This window comes from Streptococcus tangpeifui, assembly GCF_011038795.1.
Taxonomy (GTDB): Bacteria; Bacillota; Bacilli; order Lactobacillales; family Streptococcaceae; genus Streptococcus; species Streptococcus tangpeifui.
Genome location: NZ_JAAKDU010000013.1, coordinates 32,323 through 54,651, shown reverse-complemented (window position 1 = coordinate 54,651; position 22,329 = coordinate 32,323). Strand labels below are relative to the sequence as shown.

General features: G+C 41.6%; 20 protein-coding genes and 1 pseudogene. 4 read left to right on the top strand and 17 right to left on the bottom strand.

Going from position 1 to position 22,329, the window contains the following annotated elements; genetic code table 11:
* From G7Y32_RS09295 to G7Y32_RS09265, 7 genes are all read right to left on the bottom strand, one after another.
* A partial coding sequence (locus tag G7Y32_RS09295) for a nicotinate-nucleotide adenylyltransferase (RefSeq protein ID WP_165213094.1) occupies window positions 1-566 on the bottom strand: 566 nt, incomplete at its 3' end.
* Between the two features lie 162 nt (window positions 567-728).
* The gene (yhbY, locus tag G7Y32_RS09290) at window positions 729-1,040 is read right to left on the bottom strand and encodes a ribosome assembly RNA-binding protein YhbY (RefSeq protein WP_165209752.1); all 312 of its coding nucleotides are present in this window, start codon (window positions 1,038-1,040) and stop codon (window positions 729-731) included.
* A gap of 14 nt (window positions 1,041-1,054) precedes the next feature.
* Complete coding sequence (gene yqeH / locus G7Y32_RS09285) at window positions 1,055-2,176, bottom strand: ribosome biogenesis GTPase YqeH (RefSeq protein WP_165208976.1); 1,122 nt, start codon at window positions 2,174-2,176, stop codon at window positions 1,055-1,057.
* Window positions 2,176-2,703 carry a YqeG family HAD IIIA-type phosphatase gene (locus G7Y32_RS09280; RefSeq protein ID WP_165208972.1) on the bottom strand — a complete coding sequence of 176 codons (528 nt, stop codon included), beginning with the start codon at window positions 2,701-2,703 and terminating at the stop codon, window positions 2,176-2,178. The genes yqeH and G7Y32_RS09280 overlap by 1 nt, the downstream gene beginning before the upstream one ends.
* 264 nt (window positions 2,704-2,967) lie before the next feature.
* The gene (locus tag G7Y32_RS09275; protein ID WP_165208968.1) at window positions 2,968-4,467 is read right to left on the bottom strand and encodes a prolyl oligopeptidase family serine peptidase; all 1,500 of its coding nucleotides are present in this window, start codon (window positions 4,465-4,467) and stop codon (window positions 2,968-2,970) included.
* 804 nt (window positions 4,468-5,271) lie between these two features.
* Complete coding sequence (locus G7Y32_RS09270) at window positions 5,272-5,880, bottom strand: DUF4230 domain-containing protein (RefSeq protein ID WP_165208964.1); 609 nt, start codon at window positions 5,878-5,880, stop codon at window positions 5,272-5,274.
* A gap of 153 nt (window positions 5,881-6,033) precedes the next feature.
* Complete coding sequence (locus tag G7Y32_RS09265; protein ID WP_165208960.1) at window positions 6,034-6,753, bottom strand: immunity protein; 720 nt, start codon at window positions 6,751-6,753, stop codon at window positions 6,034-6,036.
* Window positions 6,754-6,861: 108 nt separating this feature from the next.
* Between G7Y32_RS09265 and G7Y32_RS09260 the strand changes: the two are divergent.
* Window positions 6,862-7,139 (top strand): annotated as a pseudogene (locus tag G7Y32_RS09260) (SDR family oxidoreductase); the annotation flags it as partial.
* Between the two features lie 87 nt (window positions 7,140-7,226).
* Here G7Y32_RS09260 and G7Y32_RS09255 read toward each other — a convergent pair.
* From G7Y32_RS09255 to gatC, 5 genes are all read right to left on the bottom strand, one after another.
* A complete protein-coding gene (locus G7Y32_RS09255; protein WP_165208956.1) occupies window positions 7,227-8,102 on the bottom strand; it encodes a DUF3114 domain-containing protein in 876 nt (291 codons plus the stop codon).
* Window positions 8,103-8,458: 356 nt separating this feature from the next.
* Window positions 8,459-9,574, bottom strand: coding sequence for a 5-methyltetrahydropteroyltriglutamate--homocysteine S-methyltransferase (locus G7Y32_RS09250; protein WP_165208951.1), 1,116 nt, complete (start codon window positions 9,572-9,574; stop codon window positions 8,459-8,461).
* Window positions 9,575-9,760: 186 nt separating this feature from the next.
* Window positions 9,761-11,200 carry an Asp-tRNA(Asn)/Glu-tRNA(Gln) amidotransferase subunit GatB gene (gatB, locus tag G7Y32_RS09245; RefSeq protein WP_165208947.1) on the bottom strand — a complete coding sequence of 480 codons (1,440 nt, stop codon included), beginning with the start codon at window positions 11,198-11,200 and terminating at the stop codon, window positions 9,761-9,763.
* Window positions 11,200-12,666 (bottom strand): Asp-tRNA(Asn)/Glu-tRNA(Gln) amidotransferase subunit GatA, encoded by a 1,467-nt coding sequence (gene gatA, locus G7Y32_RS09240; protein WP_165208943.1) that lies wholly within the window; start codon window positions 12,664-12,666, stop codon window positions 11,200-11,202. The genes gatB and gatA overlap by 1 nt, the downstream gene beginning before the upstream one ends.
* Entirely contained in the window at window positions 12,666-12,968 is a 303-nt protein-coding gene (gene gatC, locus G7Y32_RS09235; protein WP_165208940.1) for an Asp-tRNA(Asn)/Glu-tRNA(Gln) amidotransferase subunit GatC, read from the bottom strand. Before gatC ends, gatA begins: the two co-directional genes overlap by 1 nt.
* A 131-nt stretch (window positions 12,969-13,099) precedes the next feature.
* Here gatC and G7Y32_RS09230 point away from each other — a divergent pair, with 131 nt between their 5' ends.
* On the top strand, window positions 13,100-13,882 hold the full coding sequence (locus G7Y32_RS09230; protein WP_165208937.1) for a TraX family protein: 783 nt from the start codon (window positions 13,100-13,102) through the stop codon (window positions 13,880-13,882).
* A 95-nt stretch (window positions 13,883-13,977) separates the two neighbouring features.
* On the opposite strand, the gene G7Y32_RS09225 is transcribed toward G7Y32_RS09230, so the two are convergent.
* Together G7Y32_RS09225 and G7Y32_RS09220 are read right to left on the bottom strand one after the other, a co-directional pair.
* Entirely contained in the window at window positions 13,978-16,611 is a 2,634-nt protein-coding gene (locus tag G7Y32_RS09225) for an ABC transporter permease (protein WP_165208934.1), read from the bottom strand.
* 12 nt (window positions 16,612-16,623) lie between these two features.
* Window positions 16,624-17,325, bottom strand: coding sequence for an ABC transporter ATP-binding protein (locus G7Y32_RS09220; protein WP_165208931.1), 702 nt, complete (start codon window positions 17,323-17,325; stop codon window positions 16,624-16,626).
* A gap of 119 nt (window positions 17,326-17,444) precedes the next feature.
* On the opposite strand from G7Y32_RS09220, the gene G7Y32_RS09215 reads away from it, so the two are divergent.
* Window positions 17,445-17,993 carry a TetR/AcrR family transcriptional regulator gene (locus G7Y32_RS09215; protein ID WP_165208928.1) on the top strand — a complete coding sequence of 183 codons (549 nt, stop codon included), beginning with the start codon at window positions 17,445-17,447 and terminating at the stop codon, window positions 17,991-17,993.
* 712 nt (window positions 17,994-18,705) lie between these two features.
* Here G7Y32_RS09215 and G7Y32_RS09210 read toward each other — a convergent pair.
* The 3 genes from G7Y32_RS09210 to G7Y32_RS09200 form a co-directional block, all read right to left on the bottom strand.
* Window positions 18,706-19,257 carry a cysteine hydrolase family protein gene (locus tag G7Y32_RS09210; RefSeq protein ID WP_165208924.1) on the bottom strand — a complete coding sequence of 184 codons (552 nt, stop codon included), beginning with the start codon at window positions 19,255-19,257 and terminating at the stop codon, window positions 18,706-18,708.
* A 76-nt stretch (window positions 19,258-19,333) separates the two neighbouring features.
* Window positions 19,334-20,119 carry a GTP-sensing pleiotropic transcriptional regulator CodY gene (gene codY, locus G7Y32_RS09205; protein ID WP_004226020.1) on the bottom strand — a complete coding sequence of 262 codons (786 nt, stop codon included), beginning with the start codon at window positions 20,117-20,119 and terminating at the stop codon, window positions 19,334-19,336.
* A 301-nt stretch (window positions 20,120-20,420) separates the two neighbouring features.
* Window positions 20,421-21,635, bottom strand: coding sequence for a pyridoxal phosphate-dependent aminotransferase (locus tag G7Y32_RS09200; protein ID WP_004228433.1), 1,215 nt, complete (start codon window positions 21,633-21,635; stop codon window positions 20,421-20,423).
* A 192-nt stretch (window positions 21,636-21,827) separates the two neighbouring features.
* Between G7Y32_RS09200 and G7Y32_RS09195 the strand changes: the two genes are divergently transcribed.
* Window positions 21,828-22,277: a universal stress protein gene (locus tag G7Y32_RS09195; RefSeq protein ID WP_172459641.1), complete on the top strand. Its 450-nt coding sequence runs from the start codon at window positions 21,828-21,830 to the stop codon at window positions 22,275-22,277.
* The last annotated feature ends 52 nt before the right edge of the window (window positions 22,278-22,329 follow it).

Here is a 22,329-nt window from a genome sequence, read left to right as displayed (position 1 = left end):
TGGCCAGTCTTAATCAACTCCCGAACATTAGTTGAGGAAATATCCATTAGGGGCACATCAACCCAGATAACCGGATAAGACGTCCCGACTTTATACTTGGGACGCTGCACCCCAACAAACTGCACCAGCTCAACCAGATCGTCAATGCGGTGCCATTTAGGAAGATATTCCACCATATCCGCCCCGATGATAAAGTAATAATCCGTATCGGGATTCTTCTCCGTCAGATACTTCATCGTATCATAGGTGTAGCTAATGCCTTGACGCTCCAGCTCAATCGTCTCGATATCCAAACCTTCGATACCATTGATAGCCAACATGAGCATATTGAGACGGTGCTGCTCAGCAATGGTCTCCTTTTTATCAACGTGAGGAGGAATGAATTCCGGCATCAGAAAAACTTCATCTAGACACAGCTGCTGACGAACCTGATCAGCGACAAGCAGATGAGCATTATGAACAGGGTTAAAATTGCCGCCTAAAATTCCAACCTGCTTACGACCAGTTTTCTCAACAGCTGTCTCCAATTCCACCTTAGTAAATGGCGTTACTAAATCAAGTGCCATAGACTTCTCCTCATGCTTTACGTATCAACTCTTTTAGCTTTCATTATAGCATAAATAGGGCAAAAGAAAAAGCCGACAAAACGGCTGGTTGAAAGCGATAAGACTACTTTTCAAGACTATTAACAAGGCTTATACTTTCACAAAACTATAAGACACTAAACGCTAAATTTCCTTGACTTTCTGAGATAGTTTTCGATTTTCCTTTTTGGCAGATTGCTTATAAAGAGTAAGGATGCGGCCAGTTTTGGCAACCGACTGGGCTCCAATTTCATCCTCTAAAATTTCAGCTACCTCATGAATCGTCTCATCAGTATTTTGCAACAGCTTGACCTTGATGAGCTCACGCGCATCTAAGGCATTGCGAACACTGGTCTTGATTTGGTCGTTGAGGCCGTTCTTACCGATTTGAACGATCGGCTTCATCGCATGAGCCTGACTATTGAGATAGGCACGTTGTTTTGATGTTAACATAATAATTTCCTTCTTTTTTAAATCAAAGCCTTGCGAACCAGCACTCCAACACCTTCAGGAGCCCAGCCAGCAACAAGGACAGGTTTGTCAGGCTTGGCAGCAATGCGTATCCAACCAAGACCAGAAAAGACCAAATCAGCCTTATCTTTAATGGTAAATTCGTGACGAACCAGTCTAGGAAAATTATCCTTGTCCTTAGCAGATGGTGGTGTCAAAAGACTGCCCGTATGCTTGTCGTAAAATTCATCAGCTCCCTCAAGTTTAGTCCGGTGGAGCTTGAGATTATTGTCAAAGTAGGCCGTAAAGCCCTGCTTATCTCCCTGAATAAAATCAAAGCGTGCCAGCCCCCCTAAAAATAGGGTCTGTTCAGAATTGAGCTGATAAGTCTTGGGTTTAATCTCCTTTTTAGGACTGACATACTTGAGGTCCTTGGCAGACAGGTAGTGGGCCATCTGGTGGCGATGAATAATCCCCGGTGTATCAAAGATATAAGAACCATCATCCAGTGGAATCTCAATCTTATCGAGTGTTGTCCCTGGAAAACGTGAGGTCGTGATAACATCCTTGTCTCCAGTGATTTCCTTAATGATAGCATTAATCAGCGTTGATTTCCCAACATTGGTCACTCCGACCACATAAACATCACGGCCAGCACGAAGCTCCTCGATCCGCTCAATCAAAGTCTTGATGGCATGATGATTTTGAGCACTGGCCAAAACAACATCTACTGGTCGCAAGCCTTCTTCGTGCGCGCGTTCACGCAGCCACTGGGTGACCTTGCCATCCTTAACAGACTTGGGCAGAATATCTTTTTTGTTCCCTACTAGGAGAACATCATTCCCAGATACAAAGCGGCTGAGACCTGGAATAACAGAGCCATTAAAATCAAAAATATCTACAACATTGACGACTAAAGCCTGACTATCCCCAACTTCATGAAGCAAGGTCAAAAATTCGTCATCGCTAATATGGACATCAACGATATCATTGTAGTGGCGCAGACGAAAACAACGCTGACAGTATAGTTCACCATCGCCTTCTGCTGCCTTCTCAATACTGGAGCGGGGCGTATAACCAGCAGCATCCTTATTCTCACTTTGAATCCTAGCGCCACAGCCAATACAATATAATTCTTCCATTAAATTTCCTTTTTGTAAGTAATTTCACCGTATTTCTCAGTAATCTTGCGCATAACCCGCCGCTCCCTAGCACGATTAAACTTGGTATTCCAGGCATCCGACCTCACCAACGGTTTGACCAAGATAGAACGGATACCTGCTCGGTGACAGGCCCTAATATCCGTCATAAGCTGGTCACCAACCATGACAACTTCATTGCGATCAAAGCTATAGCGCTCAATCGCCTTGTTAATACCACGAGTGAAGGGTTTCATGGCACGGCTGACAAAATCCACATGGAAAGGTTCAACCGCACGTTTCACACGTTCAAATTTATTATTGGAGACGACGACCACTGGGATACCAGCCTCTGTCATATCATCCAGCCACTCCCGCAGCTCTGGTGTGCCATCAGGATTATTCCAAGCAATCAAGGTATTATCCAAATCCACCAGCACCGCCGCAATGCCATGCTTACGCAAGCTTGCAGGCTTCAAATCATAAACAGCTTCCACCGCAAAGGTGGGTATGTAATCTTCAATACTCACAGCTTTCTCCAAAATATGATAGTACGCCCTATTATAGCATAATTTAGAGCTCTTTTGAGGGGAGAAAAAAATTTATCCTTAGTAGCATTCTTTACTATCCTACCTTTACGATAATAGGACTATGGCCTCTCAAATTATGATGCCATATACAAAAACATCTCTGTCCACGAATGAGTATGTAAAAAGCCCCAGTAGTACTAAGGCTTGTTTACATCTGAAAATGATACTCAAAAATCCAAATGTCCTATCACACAGAAAAAAACTTTACCGGTGCTGATCATTCAGCCAGTCAAAGAGATTATCGTAAGCTTTACCATCAACCTCAGCCTGAGCAGTACCGCCGGCTGATTGGTTGTCAGCTTGGAAACCCGTTAAGTCATCATGACTACTGATTTTTTGGACATCCTGAACACCTTTGACCTTATCGTTAAAGTAATAAGTCCAAGACCAATGGCCATTATAGTGGATTCCTTTCATATCAGAACCTTCAACAGACTTAAAGAAAGAGAACCATTTATTTTTGGCACCGCTATCCACCAAGGCTTTGTAAACAGGCAGAGCATAAAGTTCTGGATTAACAACCTTATCATTTTCTGCGTGGATAAACCATATTGGTATATCCTTCAAGGCGGCTACTTTTTCAGTATCAAAGTAAACCTCATCCGTCCTCACGGCTGCATAGCCTGACAGACTGTCCTTGCTGGCCACCATTTTATAGGTTCCATCATTATTACGTTCATAATTGTAATAAGAATAGGCTGCTGATTGAGGAACAAGGGCTGCAAAGTAATCAGGATAATGAATAGCCATGTTGAGTGTCATATAGCCGCCATTAGAGCCCCCACTCAAATAAATACGATCGGTATCAATATCTGGGTTACTAGCCACATATTTTTTAATCGCTGCCATCAAAACCTCAGTATAACGAGAATTTCCTGAACCAGAACCATTGCTGCCATCTCCTTCATCCATCCAATAGGTCGGGCATTCCACCGCCAAGACATAAGCTCCTTTGGTCTTCCCAGTTGTAAAGTGATTTTGAATAGTCTTTTGTGCCAAGGCAACGGCTTCATTGCCTAGAAGCGTAATATTCAGGTCATCGCCGCCTTCACCTTGTCCATGAAGCCAAATAAGCAGAGGATTTTTCTTACCGCCAGCTAAGGAATCTGGCTCATAGGCCGCATAACGCAGGGTAAGGTTTTCCTTAACCTGAGTGATTGGATTGCTATAATTGCCTGTAAAGTCATCACGTTTATTAAAGCTATCTGCCTGAGTTAAGATCCGATTGCCAATAACGTTTTCCTTATAGTTTAGACTCGTTGTCTTCCCACTCTTTGAGACTTTAAGTCCCTTAATAGATACCGTATAAGCCGTCACCCAATGGTTATGGAAATCATCCAAATCAAAGCTGAAAGGACTGGCAACCGCTGCACTTTTCTTAGTATCAAAAGAAACAGGAAGCTGAATCGTCACATGATGGCTGGATTTTTTAGACGTCCGATTGCCCTCAGCATCAGAGAGAAAAACTGTTTCTACTTTTTGCTTAACACCAGCCGTAGTGACGCTTAAGTCTTTTGACGAAACATTGGTGACAGCACTATCCAGGTCAATAACCAACTGACGGACAGCCGGACCAAATTCATATCCTTTAATACCAAGATTTACTTTATCAATAGCCACACCTGAATCTCCTTTCAAGCCTGAACAACCAACGATCAAAAAACTTAAAGCTAGAAAACCTAATATTAACTTCTTCTTACTCATATCCTTTCCCCTTTACTAAAAAATTTTACAAGTGCTGACACTAGAATGGAAAGTCCAAAAGCTTCACTTTCTGAAGCCAACCATCGCCAGAAGTATAATGAGACAAGCAGTCTGAGAGACTACAGTGGTATATTCCAAACTTCCCATTGTCTGTACTGACTTGCATCAGTAACTCCATGGCATGTCATCTATCTACACACCTATATTCTAGCACAAAAAATGTAAGCGTCAACATTCTTGAGGCAATCACTGTCCTCATTCATTTAGAAAAGCAAAAAGAGTGAGAACGAGCCCTAAAATTGAAAATTTCAGCTCTCACCACGTCCTGATTTAAGGGGGTGACCTGAAACTGTCCTTTCCCTACCCCCGCACAGCTTAAAAGATCCAAGGGACCTTTTAAGGTTGGAAATAAGATAAACGCTGGTTATCACATTTGTTTAGTTTTTCCAATTTGATCTTGTCCAGCTAGCAGTGGTTCAGTGAAGCTGGGGAAAAAGTATTCCAGCCTTCTATTTTTTGCAGTAATAACAGTTTGACGCAGTGGTTGGTTGGAGGTGGGACAACGAAGTCAATTTATATAAAAAATCGACTTCTTATACGTAATCTTCAAAGATTACAATGTTTTGTGGGTGAGAACGAAGCCATCATGGCTGTTTGTCCCACTCTCTAATGAACGTACAGGGGTAAGAGTTCATTCCGAAACAAGAAGGCTGGACGAGTTTTCGCCCAGCCTCTGTGAGATTATTAATATGATTTAGCAAAAACGACAAAGATTATCAAGTGCTACAAGTACTGACCTACCAATCAATCCTGAAACTCACATTCTACTTTTGCATCCTTATCAATAGAAGTTAGAAGTTGCCGATAGTATTCTTTAGCAGAATCTTTGATCATTTCCTTGTACTCCTTTAGATAACCCTCTTGTTCCTTATCAGCTAGACCACCTGCAACAAGCTTTCCAGTATCGACATCATCAGTTGCTCCACTTAAGAAGCCACCAGAAGTATCATACAATTGGTAAGGATTGTCTTTAGCTAATTCAAAACCTATAACCTCAAATTTTGGAACGATAACTTTATAGCTTGATTCTCCCAATTTCTGCACTTTTACAGGTTTTTTAATACCAAACTTTGCCTTATAATTAAGGATGATAATAGCTTCCTTTTCGGAAAATGGCAGATCTAAATCTGTAAAAAGGACTTTCGTCGTTTCTTTCGAAGTAATGACTTTTTGGATACCAACATTAAGGAACGTAATTTGATTAACTTTTTCTAAGGAAGTAATCCTAGCACTTACAGTTGTAGTTGGCTTTTGCTCAAAAAAACTATTTAAGAAGCCAGATCCCATAATAAAAATTACTACAAGCCCAATACACACAATCCAAACGAAATAGGTTAAAGTCTTTTTAATCATGGTTAATTCCCTTTCACAAGGTATCCTAAAATTATTACAATTATTCCTAACCAAAGATTTAAAAAGGCTAAACATACTCCGAGGATAACTAATATAACAGATAAATATTTCACGAATGACACCTACTTCCAACTCTGCGAAATTATCAATTAATCACTCTGATTCCAGCGGAACAACTGCTGGTTCCCCTTTGAACGAAAAATACGGTTTAATTTCTAGTTCTAAATCTTCATCACTGTTAACAGCAAAATGTTGAGTTGCCCCTTTATAATCGCGACCAGCGGAAATAGTTTCGAAAGTATTGTCATTAGCATAAGATTCCATTTTAGCTCCGTTTGCATAAAGCTCTAAATCATCTCCAATAACATAGTCATCGTCTGATAAATTTTTAACATCATAAGTAACCTTCAATACCTTTTTAGGCTGCGTATCTTCAAACTCATTTCGCTCATCCGTCCATTCAACTGACGTAATGGTGTACTCAACTTCCCCTTTAAAAGTGATTTTGTCGCCAACCTTATAAGTCTTTTGACTTTCTGACGATTTGGAAATACTTGAACCTCTTTTTTCGCTTTGCCTTGTTGGTTTATCATTTTTCCCCAAAGCATTATCCAGTACAGCCCCATAACTCGCCTGTGTCACCAGAACAACGATAAAAGAAATGATGGCAATCATAATTGAAATTAGAGCTAGCAATTTTTTCTTTTTCAGGTTAATGAACAAAGCAATCATTCCCAAAACAAAGGCAATAATCGCTAGAACGGCGGAGGCGTTATTGACAAAGGGTATCCATGAAGTCACCAAGGCGATACCACCAAAGATTAAAGCAATGATCCCCAAAACTTTCTTCTCATCTTCTTTAACAGGTTTCATCTCTTTTCCTCCATTTTTTAATTTTACAAAACTATTATATATATATATAATATGTCAATAACGTTACAAAGAAGTGGAGTTTTTGACTAAGCACTAAAATCGGTTAGTCAATTGGGCTTTATGCGCAGTGCTGCCTTAGAATACACAAAGAACGGTATCACTATCAATACCGTTCAACCGGGCAATGTTCTAACTGAAGGCCTGATTGCCCAAGGTCAATCCTATTTAAATGAAATGAAAAAAAACTATACCGATACACACATTGGGAGCTCCTGGGGATATTAGCACAGCTGACGCCTTCCTTGCATCAAAAGAAGCTCACTACTACATTATCGGACAAAGATTGCGGACAGATTTTGCCAGAATCTTTTGATGCTATTTTATAAATTCTATTCCTTTAGACAATAACAATAAGAGAGGCCTAATCTGGCCTCTCTTATTGTAAATACTAGGTTTCTTGCTAACCTACTCGGCTAGTTTCTGGCCTTCAGGGCTCTTTTGAAGCTCTTCTTCTGCTTTTTAACCAAACTGATCAAGGCTTGCCCTTCTTTGGCATAACCGCCTCTCTTATTATAAAAGCTGCGGTCAAAGTCAGCTGTTTTTCTTTCCTTCCAAAATCGAGCCAGTCGGACTCTACCCGTTCGATTAGGGGAGCGATAGCCCTTGGTTGCTTGACGGCGAAATGCAGGATCGTGCGGACCAACAGGATAAACATCAAGACGGAAATGACTTTTAGTTGTGTTGCCATAATTAAAACTAGCCCCATTAATAATCCCATTGGCAGTCATTCTTTCAGCATCAACTTCATTGAGAAAATTCCCGTGACTGTCAATAATAAATTCTGTCCGGAACTGGAGTAAAACCTTTATATTATAAGATTCTTGACCATCTGGAAAGAGAAAATCACCTGCCTTCAAGCACCGTTTATTATGCAAGCGGGCATGATCCCAAAGACTAGGGCGCAAATAGTTATCCCGCAGATAAGCAATCAAGGCTTCCTGATCTGTCATGCTTGATTTTCTATAAAATCGACGGACATACTGAGCCTGCTGACTTGAAATGATGTATCGAAGTTGATGAAGCTGACGATTAAAGAGAGTCTGCTCTTGAAAATCCTGCCCCTTCATTGCTAGACGAACCTGTTTGGCCAGATCAGCCCAAAATTTATCGTGAGGAGCTAAGTCCTCTGAAAACCTGGCGACCAAGGCTTGATTCTCTGTCAAATCTCCTGATAGATCCCTAGGCAGATCCAGTCTTTCCAGAAGGAAGCGCAGTGCCTTACTAGCATCTTTATCTTTTCTAAGTTCATCCCATTTAGTCCTGAACAATACTGAACCAATCTTGAGCATAAGAACCTCCCTTTTCTAGTATTATAGCGGGACTTGATCTAAATAGCAAAGGTTCCAGTCATCCGCATTTTGTGAAAATATCTTCGAGTTCTCTTACCCATCTTTCAGCAGACTGCTGACCAAGATTAACCCGCAAAACGTGGTAAAGTTCGTGAACTTTTATCAGCCAATCGCTCAAGCTAAAACTAGCCGATAATTTTCACGGCACCAGCTCAATTGACATCCTGAGACTCCTAATTAGTGATGTGGAATCAGAGCATAAGCTATAAAGCTAGCCAACACCTAAAGATGGCTGAAGCCGTAAAAAAAAGCCATTCCTAAGAATGACTTGCTAGTAGTCGTTGAGCGAGATGCGCTTAGCCCCAAACCTCATCAATAATCTCTTTAACAAGAGCCAGCTTGTTCCACTGATCTTCTTCTGTGATGAGATTGCCTTCTTGAGTTGAAGCAAAGCCACATTGAGTTGCTAGCCAGAGTTGTTCCAGGGGCAAAATCTCCTGAGCTTGACGGATACGCTTGATAACAGCCTCTTTATCCTCTAGTTTTCCTTCCTTTGTCGTAATCAAGCCAAGAACAGCTACCTTATCAGGATTCTTAAATTCTGCCAAAGGTTCAAATCCACCAGACCGCTCATTATCGTATTCAAGGAAGTAAGCTGTCGCCCGTTCGCGACCAAAGAGTGTCTCAGCCACTGCTGTGTAAGGTCCTGTTGTCGCATAGGTTGACTGGTAATTTCCACGGCAGACATGGGTATTAATTTGGAGGTCTTCTGGAAGATTTTCCAAGGCCTTATTATTGATATAAAGCAACCCTTCACGAATGGCATCCTTATCAATCTGACCACCTGTTACGGTCTTATAAAACTCATCATCCATGATAATACCCCAGGTACAATCATCCAGCTGAACCGTACGAGCACCTTCTTCGTAAAAAGCAAGGATAGCATCGTGATAGGCTGCAGCCAAATCGTCAATCAAGTCTTGCTGATTAGGATAGACCGCTAAGGCCTTTTGGATATTAGTGCCGCGTTGCAATTCAACCAAGCACTGAGCTGGTGCGGGAATGCTGATTTTAGCCTCCACGCCACGCTCATCAGCCAGTTTCTTCAAAAACTGATAGTGCTTGATGAAGGGATGATGTTCCTTGGTAAAACCAATTTTACCAGTAACGATAGCCGAATCATCGTTAGTTTCTACCTCTTGAAAGGCCAAACCTTCCCCATACTGATAGCGCTTAATGCCATCAAAGCCCCAGAAAAAATCCACATGCCAGTTAGCCCTACGAAACTCACCATCAGTTATTTTTTCAAGACCAGCAGCAACCTGCTTATCGACCAAGTCTGTAATCAGCCGGTCTTCAACTGCAGTCAAGTCTGCTTTCGAAATCTTACCAGCTTCAAAAGCTGCACGTGCTTCCTTCAATTCTGCTGGCCGTAAAAAGCTACCTACGTGTTCAAAATATTTTTTTGTCATGTATTCTACCTCTTGATTGTTATAGGTTCATTGTATCAGAGGGTGCTATAAGTGTAAAATATATATTTTATATAGAAAAACATAGTTATTAGTTATATCAAAAAGGGAGAGCGAGGAAAATCAAAATCGTGATTTTATCACGATTTACTGATTAAGTCCCACTCTCTCTTAGGGTTTAGGTTTATATCAATCTAATAGTTTTGCCAACTCTTCCTTGAGCAGTTTTTGAGCCACCTGCGGGTTAGCTTGGCCTTTGGTTGCCTTCATGAGGAAACCAGTAAAGGCCTTGTCGGCATTGCGTTTACCTGATTTGAAGTCAGCGACAGCTGCTTCATTATCCGCAAAGACTTGGTGGATAATCGGGATCAAGACATCTGGATCGGAGATCTGTACCAAACCAGCCTTTTCCACATAGTCACGCGCAGAACCGCCATTTTTAGCCAGATGGACAAAGACCTTTTTAGCAATCTTAGATGAAATGGTGCTATCTTCGATCAAGCCCAGCATTTCTACCAGATTTTCTGGTGTCAGATTAATGTGTTCAATGGTTTTAGCTTCGCTATTAAGAAATTGGGCCACTTCACCTTGGAGCCAATTGGAAACCTGCTTGGCATCGCCGCCTAGGCCAACAGCTTTTTCAAAGAAGTCTGATGTCGCTTTAGTCGCTGTCAATTGACTAGCATCATAGTCCGTCAGACCCAATTCATTCACATAACGAGCTCGGCGGTCTTTGGCAAATTCAGGCAGGCTACTCCGCATGTCCTCGATCCAATCATCAGAAATCTCAAAGATTGGCAGATCGGGCTCTGGGAAATAACGGTAATCGGCCGAACCCTCTTTAACCCGCATAAGAATTGTTTGTTTTCCAGCTTCATCGTAACGGCGGGTTTCCTGACGAATCACACCACCGGAACGCAGGATTTTAGCTTGACGCTCTACTTCATATTCCAAGCCCTTGCGAACATTGCTGAAGGAATTGAGATTCTTGAGTTCGGTCTTAGTACCAAATTCCTTTTGACCATAGGGACGCAAGGAAATATTGGCATCGACCCGCATGGAGCCTTCTTCCATTTTGACATCAGAAATACCGGTGTATTGGATAATCTCCTTTAAAGCTGTCAAATAAGCATAAGCCTCTTCAGGAGAGCGCATATCAGCCTCAGAAACGATTTCAATCAAAGGCACACCCTGACGATTGAGGTCAACGTAGGAATAACCATCATCAGCGTGGGTATTCTTACCAGCATCTTCTTCCAAATGCGCCCGTTCAATACGAATTTTCTTTGTTGAACCATCATCCAGCTGCGCTTCCAGCCAGCCATCATAACCGATTGGTTCATCAAATTGTGAAATTTGATAGGCTTTAGGATTATCTGGATAGAAATAGTTCTTGCGGTCAAAGTGCATGGTCTGATGAATATCCATATTGAGCGCCAAAGCAGCTTTTATGCCTGCATCAATAACACCCTTATTCATAACCGGCAAAACACCCGGGAAGGACCAATCGATGATATTAGTGTTGGCATTGGGATTCTCACCAAAATGAGCCGATGATGGTGAGAAAATTTTTGAATTGGTATTTAATTCCACATGGACTTCCAGCCCAATAATGGTTTCAAAGTTCATTAGTTCTCACCTCCAAAAATTGCTGGCTGCTGCTTATGGTAGTCAGTCACTGCTTCAAAAGCAGAGGCTGCTTGATAGATAGTTTCCTCACCATATTTAGGACCAATTAATTGCAATCCAACTGGCAACCCTTCCACAAAGCCTGACGGGATCGAAATTCCTGGCAGCCCAGCTAGATTGACCGGAATGGTCAAAAGGTCAGCTAGATACATGGCAACAGGGTCATGATTGAGTGTATCCAGGCCAAAAGCTACCTGCGGTGCTGTAGGACCAAGGATAAGGTCATAATTGACAAAGACCTTTTCAAAATCTTGAATAATCAAGCTACGTACCTGACCAGCCTTTTTAAAGTAGGCATCATAGTAACCAGACGACAGACTGAAGGTCCCCAGCATGATACGGCGTTTAACTTCATCACCAAAACCTTGGCTGCGAGTCTTGACATAGATATCCTCTAGAGATTCGGCACCTTCTGCTCGGAAACCATAGCGAATCCCATCGAAGCGTTGCAGGTTGGAGGAAGCTTCTGAAGAAGCAATGATGTAATAAACCGCCACACCATACTTGGAATGGGGCAGACTAACTTCTTCAACAATGGCTCCCAAGTTTTCAAACTGCTTAGCCGCTGCTAGAATATTTTCTTTAATTTGTGGATCAATGCCTTCGCCCAAGTATTCCTTAGGCAGGGCAATTTTCATCCCTTTGATGTCTTGCCCAATCTTACTGGTATAATCAGCAATCCGAACAGGAGCAGAGGTGGAATCCTTCTTGTCCTCGCTGGCAATAGCATTTAGCAGTTGGGCATTTTCTTTAACAGTCTGCGAAAATGGACCAATCTGATCCAGCGAGCTGCCAAAAGCAATCAGGCCAAAACGGGACACCGTACCATAAGTTGGCTTAAGACCGACAACACCATTAAAAGCTGCCGGTTGACGGATGGAACCACCCGTATCAGATCCCAGTGACAGACGAACCTGACCAGAAGCTACTGCTGTCGCTGAACCACCTGATGAACCACCGGGGACCTTGCTTTGATCCCAAGCATTTTTAGTCTTCTTGAAGTAGGAAGTTTCGGTTGAGCCGCCCATGGCAAACTCGTCCATGTTGGTCTTACCAACGACGATCATACCTTTTCCATAGGCATTTTGAACAGCTGTCGCATCAAAGATGGGTTCATAATTGTAGAGAATTTTCGATGCAGCAGTTGTTAAAATCCCCTTAGTCGAAATATTATCCTTAACCGCTAAAGGAATTCCTGACAGGACATTATCCGCATCAATTCCTTCTTCATCTATAGTCTGAGCCTGCTCCAAAGCCGCCTCTTCCGCTACCGTGATAAAAGAACCAACAGCCGTCTCACGCGCCTTGATATCCTCGAGTGTCGCCTCAGTCAGTTCAGTCGCAGAAATTTCTTTTTTGACCAGAAGGTCGTGTAATTCTTCAATTGTTTTATGATTAAAAGACATCAGGCATCTCCTCCGTCATCTAAGATCGCCGGTACCTTGATATAATAATCTTTCGACTCCGGTACATTTTTAAAGAGCTGATCGCGATCAGTTCCTTCTTCAGCCACATCAGGGCGAATAACTGTCTTGCGGTCAGCCATGGTTGTTGTAATAGGCACACCAGTCGTATCAACTTCATTCAACAGCTCAACCATGTCGACAATTTTGGTCAAGGTAGTCGCAAATTCAGCCGTTTCTTCATCTGAGAAGGACAACTTTGACAAAGCCGCTACATGGCGAACTTCTTCTTCAGAAATTTTCATCCATTTTTCTCCTATAAGCATTACATAGTCTTCAAAATTATATCACACTTTTAAAGATAAAAACATTCTTTCAAAATTGTAAGGGCAGGGCTTCATTATTTTGGTACACTGATATTAAGGAGGAAGATGCCATGAAAACACTAAAAGGATGGAATACTAATCAGCTTAAATACATCGCCCTGACTTTTATGGTAATGGATTCTGCATTTTTTGCCTTCCCTGGCTTGCCAAGCTGGCTGCATCTCATGACACGATTTGTTGCTCCTGTCTTTGCTTATTTAACACTGGAAGGTTTCTTTCATACCAGAAATCGGCAAAAACATTTGCTTCGATTGTGGGTGGCTGCCATTCTCATGCAGCTGGGTGACTTCCTATCTTTGCTGCTCCTAGGATCTAAGCACCAGATCGTAGATAATATTTTTTTAACCCTCGCTTTAGGTTACAGCATGATCTATTTTTGGCAAAAAGCTAAAGACTCCACCAATCAGCGCAGCCTTAATCTTATCTTGGGAACAGTGATTTTCATCATGGGACTTTTCCTATCGCTTATCGGTCTGCCTCTTGGCCAGCACCTCAGCCTGACACTGGAAGGCGGTGTCCCAATTCTCTTTCTTATGCTGATTTTTTGGGGATTCTACGGCAGTCCTAAAAGGCAGCTGCTCGTCTTTGGATTATGGAGCGTCTTGCTCTTTATCATAATGGGACCAGACCTTAATATCAGTCATTACCCAAGTCTGGGCGTCTGGTTTGAGATGTTTTGTTACAACAGCGATGCTATGAGCTTCCTCTTCCTTCCCTTCCTATTTTTCTATAACGGGCAAAAAGGCAGCACTAAGCCTATCCACAGATGGTTTTTCTACATCTTTTACCCTGTCCATCTTTGGATCTTGCATATACTAGCTTTCTTCTTGTAAATGGATCTTGCACATCATAAAGAGGTTGGGAACGTTCCCAACCTCTTTTAACCTGCAGAGAGGATGATATCACCAACACTTCTGCTGGAAATTTATCACTCTGCTGCCTGTAAAGCTTCCAGCATATCAAGATATTTGAGTCGATAGTGAACAAATACCCCTAATCCTACAAGAATAAGACAAATAAAAACAATTGGGATCACATAAACCTGAATATCAACATTTGTCCCAAATAATACATTATCAGAACCAATCATCTCCATGATTACTTGATGCAAATAATGACCAGCTAAGAGTCCCAAAACATTTCCTACCATTGAAAGAACAATCGTTTCACGGTAAATATACAAGGTAACCTCACTATCGTAAAAACCAAGAACCTTTACCGTGGATAACTCTCTAATACGTTCAACAATATTGACATTAGTCAAGTTATAAAGAATAACAAGGGCCAAAAGAACTGTATTGACAACCAGAACAATCATGGCTGCATTCAAAGAGGTAACAATTGTTTTAATCATCTTCATCCGAGATGTATTTTGAGTCACCGATGCAACCTCGTTCATAGCCAGTAATTTCGTTGATATATCCTTAATATGAGAAGAAGAATCATCCTTTAGGTTGATAAAATAAGCATTATCATCGGGCTTCTGACCAAAAATATCTTGATAGACTGACCGAGTCATAAATAAATAGTGGCCGACATTCATCTTGGCAATGGCAGCAACCTTGATACGGCGCTTCTTACCATCACTGTCCTTAAGATAAAAACTCTTACCCTCATCGACCTTATAAAAGCGGGCTAATTTTTCAGAGATAACGACACCGTGCTTAGGCAGTTTTAAGTCCTGATTAGTACGGGCATCCTTTAAGCGAACAAAGTCGTCAAAGTTGTCGCCATCCGTTGCCATAACAGCAATACTCTGCCGGTCTTTTAACTGAGGGACCTCTTCAGTCAAGTTAGTGTAATAAATACTCTGATAACGCGCAACGTCCTTTGACCTTAAAAAGTTCGTTAAGCTATCATTATCTTTGACACCTTCCTTTTTCATAGCTACCAGATGATAAGGGGTCAACTGCGTAAACTGTTCCCTAATCACCTTTCCCAAAGAGGATTGGATTCCTAATCCTGCAAAAAGAAGTGCAACTGAACCAGCCACCCCCAAAATCGTCATCAGCATCCGCTGCTTATAGCGAAAAATATTACGGACGGTCACTTTATGAGTAAAACTCAAACGCCGCCACATAAACCCTATCCGCTCTAAAAAGATCTTCGACCCTCTCACAGGCGGCTTAGGCAGCAGCAACTGAGCCGGTTTTTCACCCAACTCCTTACTGGCAATAAGATAAGCCGGTAAAACAGCACTCGCCAATCCTAACAAAACAGCGATTAAGGTATAAGACCAGTAAAAGGATAAATGGGGACTGCCCAAGACCATATTCCCTGAAAAAATCTGTAGCACAATTCTTGAAAGTAAATAATGGCCTCCGATAATACCTAAGAGGCTGCCCAGCATGCTAGCTACAAAACCATAAATAAGAAATATCCGGATAACATCCTGTTTCGTATAGCCCAGAGCTATCAGTAAACCCGATTTGTTTCTTTCCTCATCAACAAATCGAGTCATCGTCGTAAAGGTAACCAAGGCAGCAACACCATAGAGTACAATAGGAAAAATATTGCCGAGATTGCCCATACTGTCTGCATTGGCAGAATAGACCGTATAACCTTCTCCGCCCAGCATGGTCGAACGTGTATAAGTATTATAGATTGGTTTTGGCATGGCATCAATTTGAGCCTGAGCTTTTTGAATCTGCTGCTCCTTTTGAGCGATTGATTGGCGCGCTTGACTAATAGACTGCTGAGCCAACTCTTGCTGATAAGGAGGTGCTGATGCTAGAGCAGCTGTACTTTCTTGCAGCTTCTTTTTTGCGTCAGCCAAGGCTATTTTACTTTGGTCAACTTTTTTCTGCGGTGCCTTTTTCAAGTCTGCCAGACGCTTTTGGCCATTATCCTCTAACACTGTATCTAACGCGTCTTGATAACTATTCACTTTTTTAGTGTAACCATCGGAAAAAGGATTAAGCTTTTTCAGTCGGTCATAGCGAATTCTAGCCAAAGTATTGGTGCTATTCGCAAAGGCTGAGGAATTCACAACACCATAACTTGTCAGATTACCATCTCCTGCTGTCGATGATCCTAAATTTAAGTTAGACCAAATTTCAGATGACTTGATGAAACCGACTATTTTGAAATCTTTTTCTACCAAATTAGACTTCTCAGAAAGCTGAAAGGATAATTTATCACCCAGTTGATATTTCTTTTTCAAAGGAGCAGCCAGAGCAATCTCATTCTGTTTCTTGGGTAAATTGCCTGATTCTAACTGGTAAGTCGAGATGGTCTGACTTTTGGAAAACACCCTCACAGCATTGTCGGTATCCTCAATCGTCACATCTGTTACTTTCCCAAACTCTACCTTAGCACCATCAACATGCTCTAACTCTTCCTGATCAGCCTGACTAAAACCATGGCTGGCTGTTACAAATAAATCTGCTGTTTGATGGGCTTGCAGATACTCATCAGCTCGCCCTTGCATATTGGGTCTTGTTGCTTTTAAACCGATAAAGGTAAACGATCCTAAAAACATCAAAAGCATAATAGAAAGAAAGCGGCCTTTTGATCCCAACAAGGCCTTCCAGATCGTTTCCCAGTAAACCTTTTTTCTCATAAAATCACCCCTTTAATACTCAAGACTATCAATATCTAAAGGCTGATCATTGCAGGTAATCTTACTAACCTTGGCATCATGCAGATAGATCACTCTGTCAGCAATTGGCGCCAAGGACGAGTTATGCGTGACAATTATAACAGTGGCCCCTCTTTGACGAGACATATTCTGTAAGAGTTTTAGGATCTGCTTACCTGTTTGATAGTCCAGAGCTCCTGTAGGTTCGTCACATAAAAGTAACTTAGGGTTTTTAGCAAGAGCACGGGCAATAGATACTCGCTGTTGCTCTCCCCCAGACAGCTGGGCAGGAAAGTGGTCTAACCGATTTCCAAGCCCAACTTCCTCTAGGGTTTCAGCAGCATCTTTAGCATCAGACACTATTTCTGAAGCCAGTTCCACATTTTCTTTGGCTGTCAAGTTGGGAACCAAGTTATAAAATTGAAAGACAAAGCCAACATCATTGCGGCGATAAGCCGTTAACTCTTTGGGACTGTAAGCGGCAATATTATTACCATCAATCCAAACTTCCCCATCATCATTCGTATCCATACCACCAAGAATATTAAGAATCGTTGATTTGCCGGCACCAGAAGCTCCCAAGATAATAACCAGCTCTCCTTCATCAATCCCAAAGCTGATATCATTATTGGCGATAACTTCTCTTTCTCCCATCTGATAACGCTTATAGGAATGTTTCATTTCAACATAACTCATCTAACCATCTCCTTATTTAGACACTTGTTGCTTTAATCTTTCCTTTAGTATATAATAGACTAAAGTGAAAAACAAGCAGCATTATATAGACTTTTGTCTATTTAAAGAGAGGATATCCTATGACTCAAAAACGTCACACACAAAGTAAGGCCAAAATAAAAGCAGCTATTACCGAGCTGCTGCTAGAAAAGAAAGCATTTGGAGATATCACTATCCGTCAAATCACTGAAAAAGCCCACATCAACCGCAGCACTTTTTACCTTCATTATCAAGATAAATATGACTTGATTGAAAAGCTTATGCACGAAATCACTGACCATCTCCGCAAAGAATTGAGCGATGATCCTGCCAGTATTAAAGAAAAACTCATTCACAGTCTCAATTACCTACAAAGCCAGCAAGAATTTATCAAGCTCATCATTGATATAGCACCGATAAATTTTTCACAAAAAACACGCCAGTTTATTACTGAGCTGGTCGAGAACGATCCTGCCCTCTTCTATGATGCGGTCAACCCAGATCTACCCCTCCCCCAAGATTATAGGCTGACAACCTATGTTGCCAGCATTGAAAGCATCTATGCTCATTGGATGCTAACAGGTGCTCAAGAATCTCCCCAAGAGGTTGCGGATATGATTCTAGTTGTCCGAGGATTTTATCAAAAATAATCAAAAATATGGAGGTCGCATTATGGCAAGGCTATCTATCCATCGAAACATCAGTCTTTTCAACGTCCGAAGTCCGCTCTTTCTCATACTTGACAATAAGAATATTGGCCAACTGACAATTATCAAGCCGAGGGAATGCTCTATCCCAGCGAGCGAACACACTGTTTATGTCAAAGATATCTTAGGATTTACCAGTCCAGTACTGACTATAAATATTCGAGAAGATAGAGAATCTGTGGTAAAGGTAAGCAACAAACTTTCCTTACTGCTCCTATTGCTCTTTCTAATAGTATTCAGTATTCTGCTCAAAAGTCTTCTAGTCTCATTCCCTGCCTCAGCGATTAACCCTATCTTAATAACTATCTGGCTGATATCTCTTGTAGTCCTCTTCATCTTTTGCCGCCACTCCTTTTATAAGGTTCAGGAAGACACCCCAGTCCAGAACAAACATCTATGATGGCTTTGCCTTCACCCATAAATATGGGAATCTCTGAAGATTGCGTATAAATCCACTGTCATTAAGTTAAGTCAGACACATACTCAAGCGACCAACTGGACATCAGGAAATTTTTCCGTCTGAGATCCAGTTGGTTATTTTTGTGTCTACTTAAAGAAGGGGGAGTATTACCCAAAGTTTGAAATTATGGCACTCAGTAGGTAAAGCTTACCGAAAATTGCGCCCCTAGTCATCGCTTAAATAGCGATTCGATTTTCATTCTGTAACAGTCGCCCCTAAGACATTCTTGAAATGATCAAGGGCAAATTGATGATTTTCTTGAGTCAGGCTTGCCACGCAGGAAGCAGGAATCTCAATATCATAACCCAGATTATAAGCATCAATAGCTGTATGAAGGACGCAGATATCAGTGAGAACACCAGTTAAGACTAAAGTTGTCACCCACCTTTCCCGCAGCCGAATATCCAAATCCGTTCCCGCAAAGGCTGAATAGTGGCGCTTATCCAGCCAGAAAACCCGACTGTCATCCTTGATAGCTTCATAAACATCAGCCAGCTGACCATAGAGGTTGCGTCCGCTGGTCCCCTTGATATTGTGGGGTGGAAAGAGTTTGGTTTCGGGATGAAAAGTATCTCCTTCATCATGGCCATCAATGGCAAAGAAAATATAATCACCAGCTTCATAGGCTGTCTGGGTTTTAGCAGCAATGGCTGTTTCAATGGCCTGAGCAGGCTGACCTGCTGTCAGTTTGCCATCATCCGCCACAAAATCATAGGTATAATCAATCGAAATCAGCGCTTTAGTCATTTTTATCCTCCATTTTAGACATAGATATTTTCTTCATTATACTAAAAAATCCTGCCATAGGGACAGGATTTTTCTACTACTCAAAATCTTTAATCTTATCAAAGATACCTTCGTTAATAACCTTAAGGTAGGTTCCCTTCATTCCCAAAGAACGACTTTCGATAATACCGGCACTTTCCAACTTTCGCAAAGCATTGACGATAACCGAACGAGTAATTCCAATCCGATCAGCAATCACAGAAGCAGTCAAACGCCCCTCAAGACCTCCTAATTCATTAAGAATGGCAGCTACAGCTTTCATTTCCGAATAAGACAGGGTATTGATGGCCATATTAACAGCTGTTTGCTTGCGGATGGTTTCTTCCAAATTTTCTGTTTGCAGATTGAGCAATTGAATCCCAACAACGGTCGCTGCAATTTCAACCAAAATCAAGTCATCATCGGTAAATTCATCATCATTGCGCCAGATAATTAAAGATCCCAGCCGCATGCCACCACCATAGATCGGTGCTAAAGTGGTCAGACCTCTCGGATAGATATCTCGGGACTCTACTGGAAAGATGGTTAACTCGCTGGAGACAGGGATATTGGCTTCGGTATCGTAAACCCGACTAATCCCCCGCATATAGTCATCAGGGAACTGCTGAGCGTCAAAAATCTCCTCAACACGGTCGGTGTTGGTTTTATAATTCATGGCATAGCCAAGAAGCGTTCCCCCACCATCAACGATACAGACATTACAATCAATAATATCAGCCAACTGCAAGGCCATAATATTGTAAGGTAAATCCTCTTGCAAACTGTCAACCGAGCGTTGCAAGATGGATGTGATTTTTCTTGTTTTTTCTAATAAGCTAGGCATTTCTCTTTTCCCTCTTTATGATTTCACCTCATTATATCAGAGTCTTTTTGAAATCGCAATCAATTATCAGAAAATTTCTTATAGTTCCAAAATTATAGTCAATAATTTACAATTTTAATAAAAATGTTCGGATTTTAATGGATCTTTTTCCCTTTTTACATAATAGCCCCGCTGGTATCTTGCTCAAAATCAAGCTGCTATCGCTTTTTTACGAAGAAAATCTTTGCAATGCTTGGCAAACGCCAGAAAAAAGAAACCTCCCAATTCTAGGGAAGTTTCTCCAATAATAGACTTTATAACTTTAACGTTTATACTGAGCCAAGACCCGAGTGATCTTTTCTTGAACCTCTGCCAGTTCAGATACTCGGGGCAGATAAACAATGCGGAAGTGATCAGGCTTGTTCCAATTGAACCCTTTACCAGGAACTAGCATGACCTTCTCTTGCTTAAGCAAGCGCAAAACAAATTCTTCATCATCATCGACCCTATACATATTCGGGTCAATCTTAGGAAAGATGTAGAGGCCAGCCTTAGGTTTGACGGCTGTTAAGCCAGGAATATCATTGATAGCCTTAGTGATAAACTCTCTCTGCTCATAAATTCGACCGCCTGGGACTAACAATTCATCACCAGATTGGTAGCCGCCCAAGGAAGTCTGAACAACATGCTGAGCCAAAACATTGGAGCAGAGTCGCATGTTAGACAGCATATTAAGTCCTTCAATATACCCCTTGACAGACTCCTTAGGTCCGGACAAAACCATCCATCCAACCCGAAAACCACAGATACGATGGGACTTGGAGAGACCATTCATAGACACACAGAAAACATCAGGAGCCAGACTGGCGATGGCTATATGCTGTGCCCCATCCATTACCAAACGATCATAGATCTCATCCGCAAAGATAATCAAATCATTCTGCCGAGCAAGCTCAACAATGTCTTCCAAAATATCCTTAGGATAAAGGGCACCTGTTGGATTATTGGGATTAATGACCACGATCGCCTTGGTATTTGAGCTAATTTTGGACTTGATATCATCGAGATCCGGATACCATTCAGCCTGCTCATCACAGAGATAGTGGACAGCCTTACCTCCCGCTAGACTGACACAAGCCGTCCAAAGAGGATAGTCGGGCATAGGAACCAAAACCTCATCCCCATCATTTAGCAGAGCTTGCAGGGACATAGAGATCAGCTCAGAAACCCCGTTACCGATATAAATATCATCAATATCAACCGGTGGGAAGCCCTTGGTCTGACAATACTGCATAATAGCCTTGCGGGCAGAAAAAATTCCTTTAGAATCTGAATACCCCTCACTCTCTCTGACATTTAAAATCAAGTCTCGGATAACTTCGTCAGGAGCTGTGAATCCAAAAGCTGCAGGATTCCCTGTGTTGAGGCGGAGAATTTTCTCACCATTAGCCAACATACGATTAGCTTCATCAAGGACCGGCCCACGAATGTCGTAAGCCACATGTTCGAGTTTGGATGACTTATTAAATTGCTTCATTACTTGTAACCTCTGTCGCTTTATTATAGCTGAATTAATAAAAAATTGGAAACAATTTTAAGAGCTTTCGCTAAAAAAGATAGCTGAGAGGATTGGAAGAAATTTCCGAAAATTCTAGCAATCGCTTTCATAAAGTTTGAAAAAGAGGTATAATAAACTTACGAAAACAAGAATAGGGGGAACAATCCTATGATTCAAGCTTATAAACATATCCTCGTTGCTGTCGATGGTTCTGACCAGGCCGAATTGGCTTTTAAAAAAGGGATTGCTGTTGCTAAGCGCAATGATGCCGAACTTGTCTTAGCCCATGTTATTGATACTCGGGCTATCCAGAACATCGCTGCCGTTGATACCTTCACCTACGAAAACCTTGAAAAAGAAGCTGATGCTCTTTTAGGCGGCTACGAAAAAACTGCCAAGGAAGCCGGCGTCAAAGAAGTCCGTAAAGTAATCGAATTCGGCAACCCTAAACGTCTTTTAGCCATTGATATTCCTAAACGTGAAAAGACTGACTTGATTCTTTTAGGAGCGACCGGTCTTAATAATTTTGAACGTCTTTTAATTGGTTCTTCTTCTGAGTATATCATGCGTCATGCCAAGGTGGATATTTTAGTTGTTCGTGATGAACAAAAGACTTTGTAAATCAGCTAGTAGCTGTTTGCAAAAATGATGAAAAATCCTTGCCTGTTGAGCA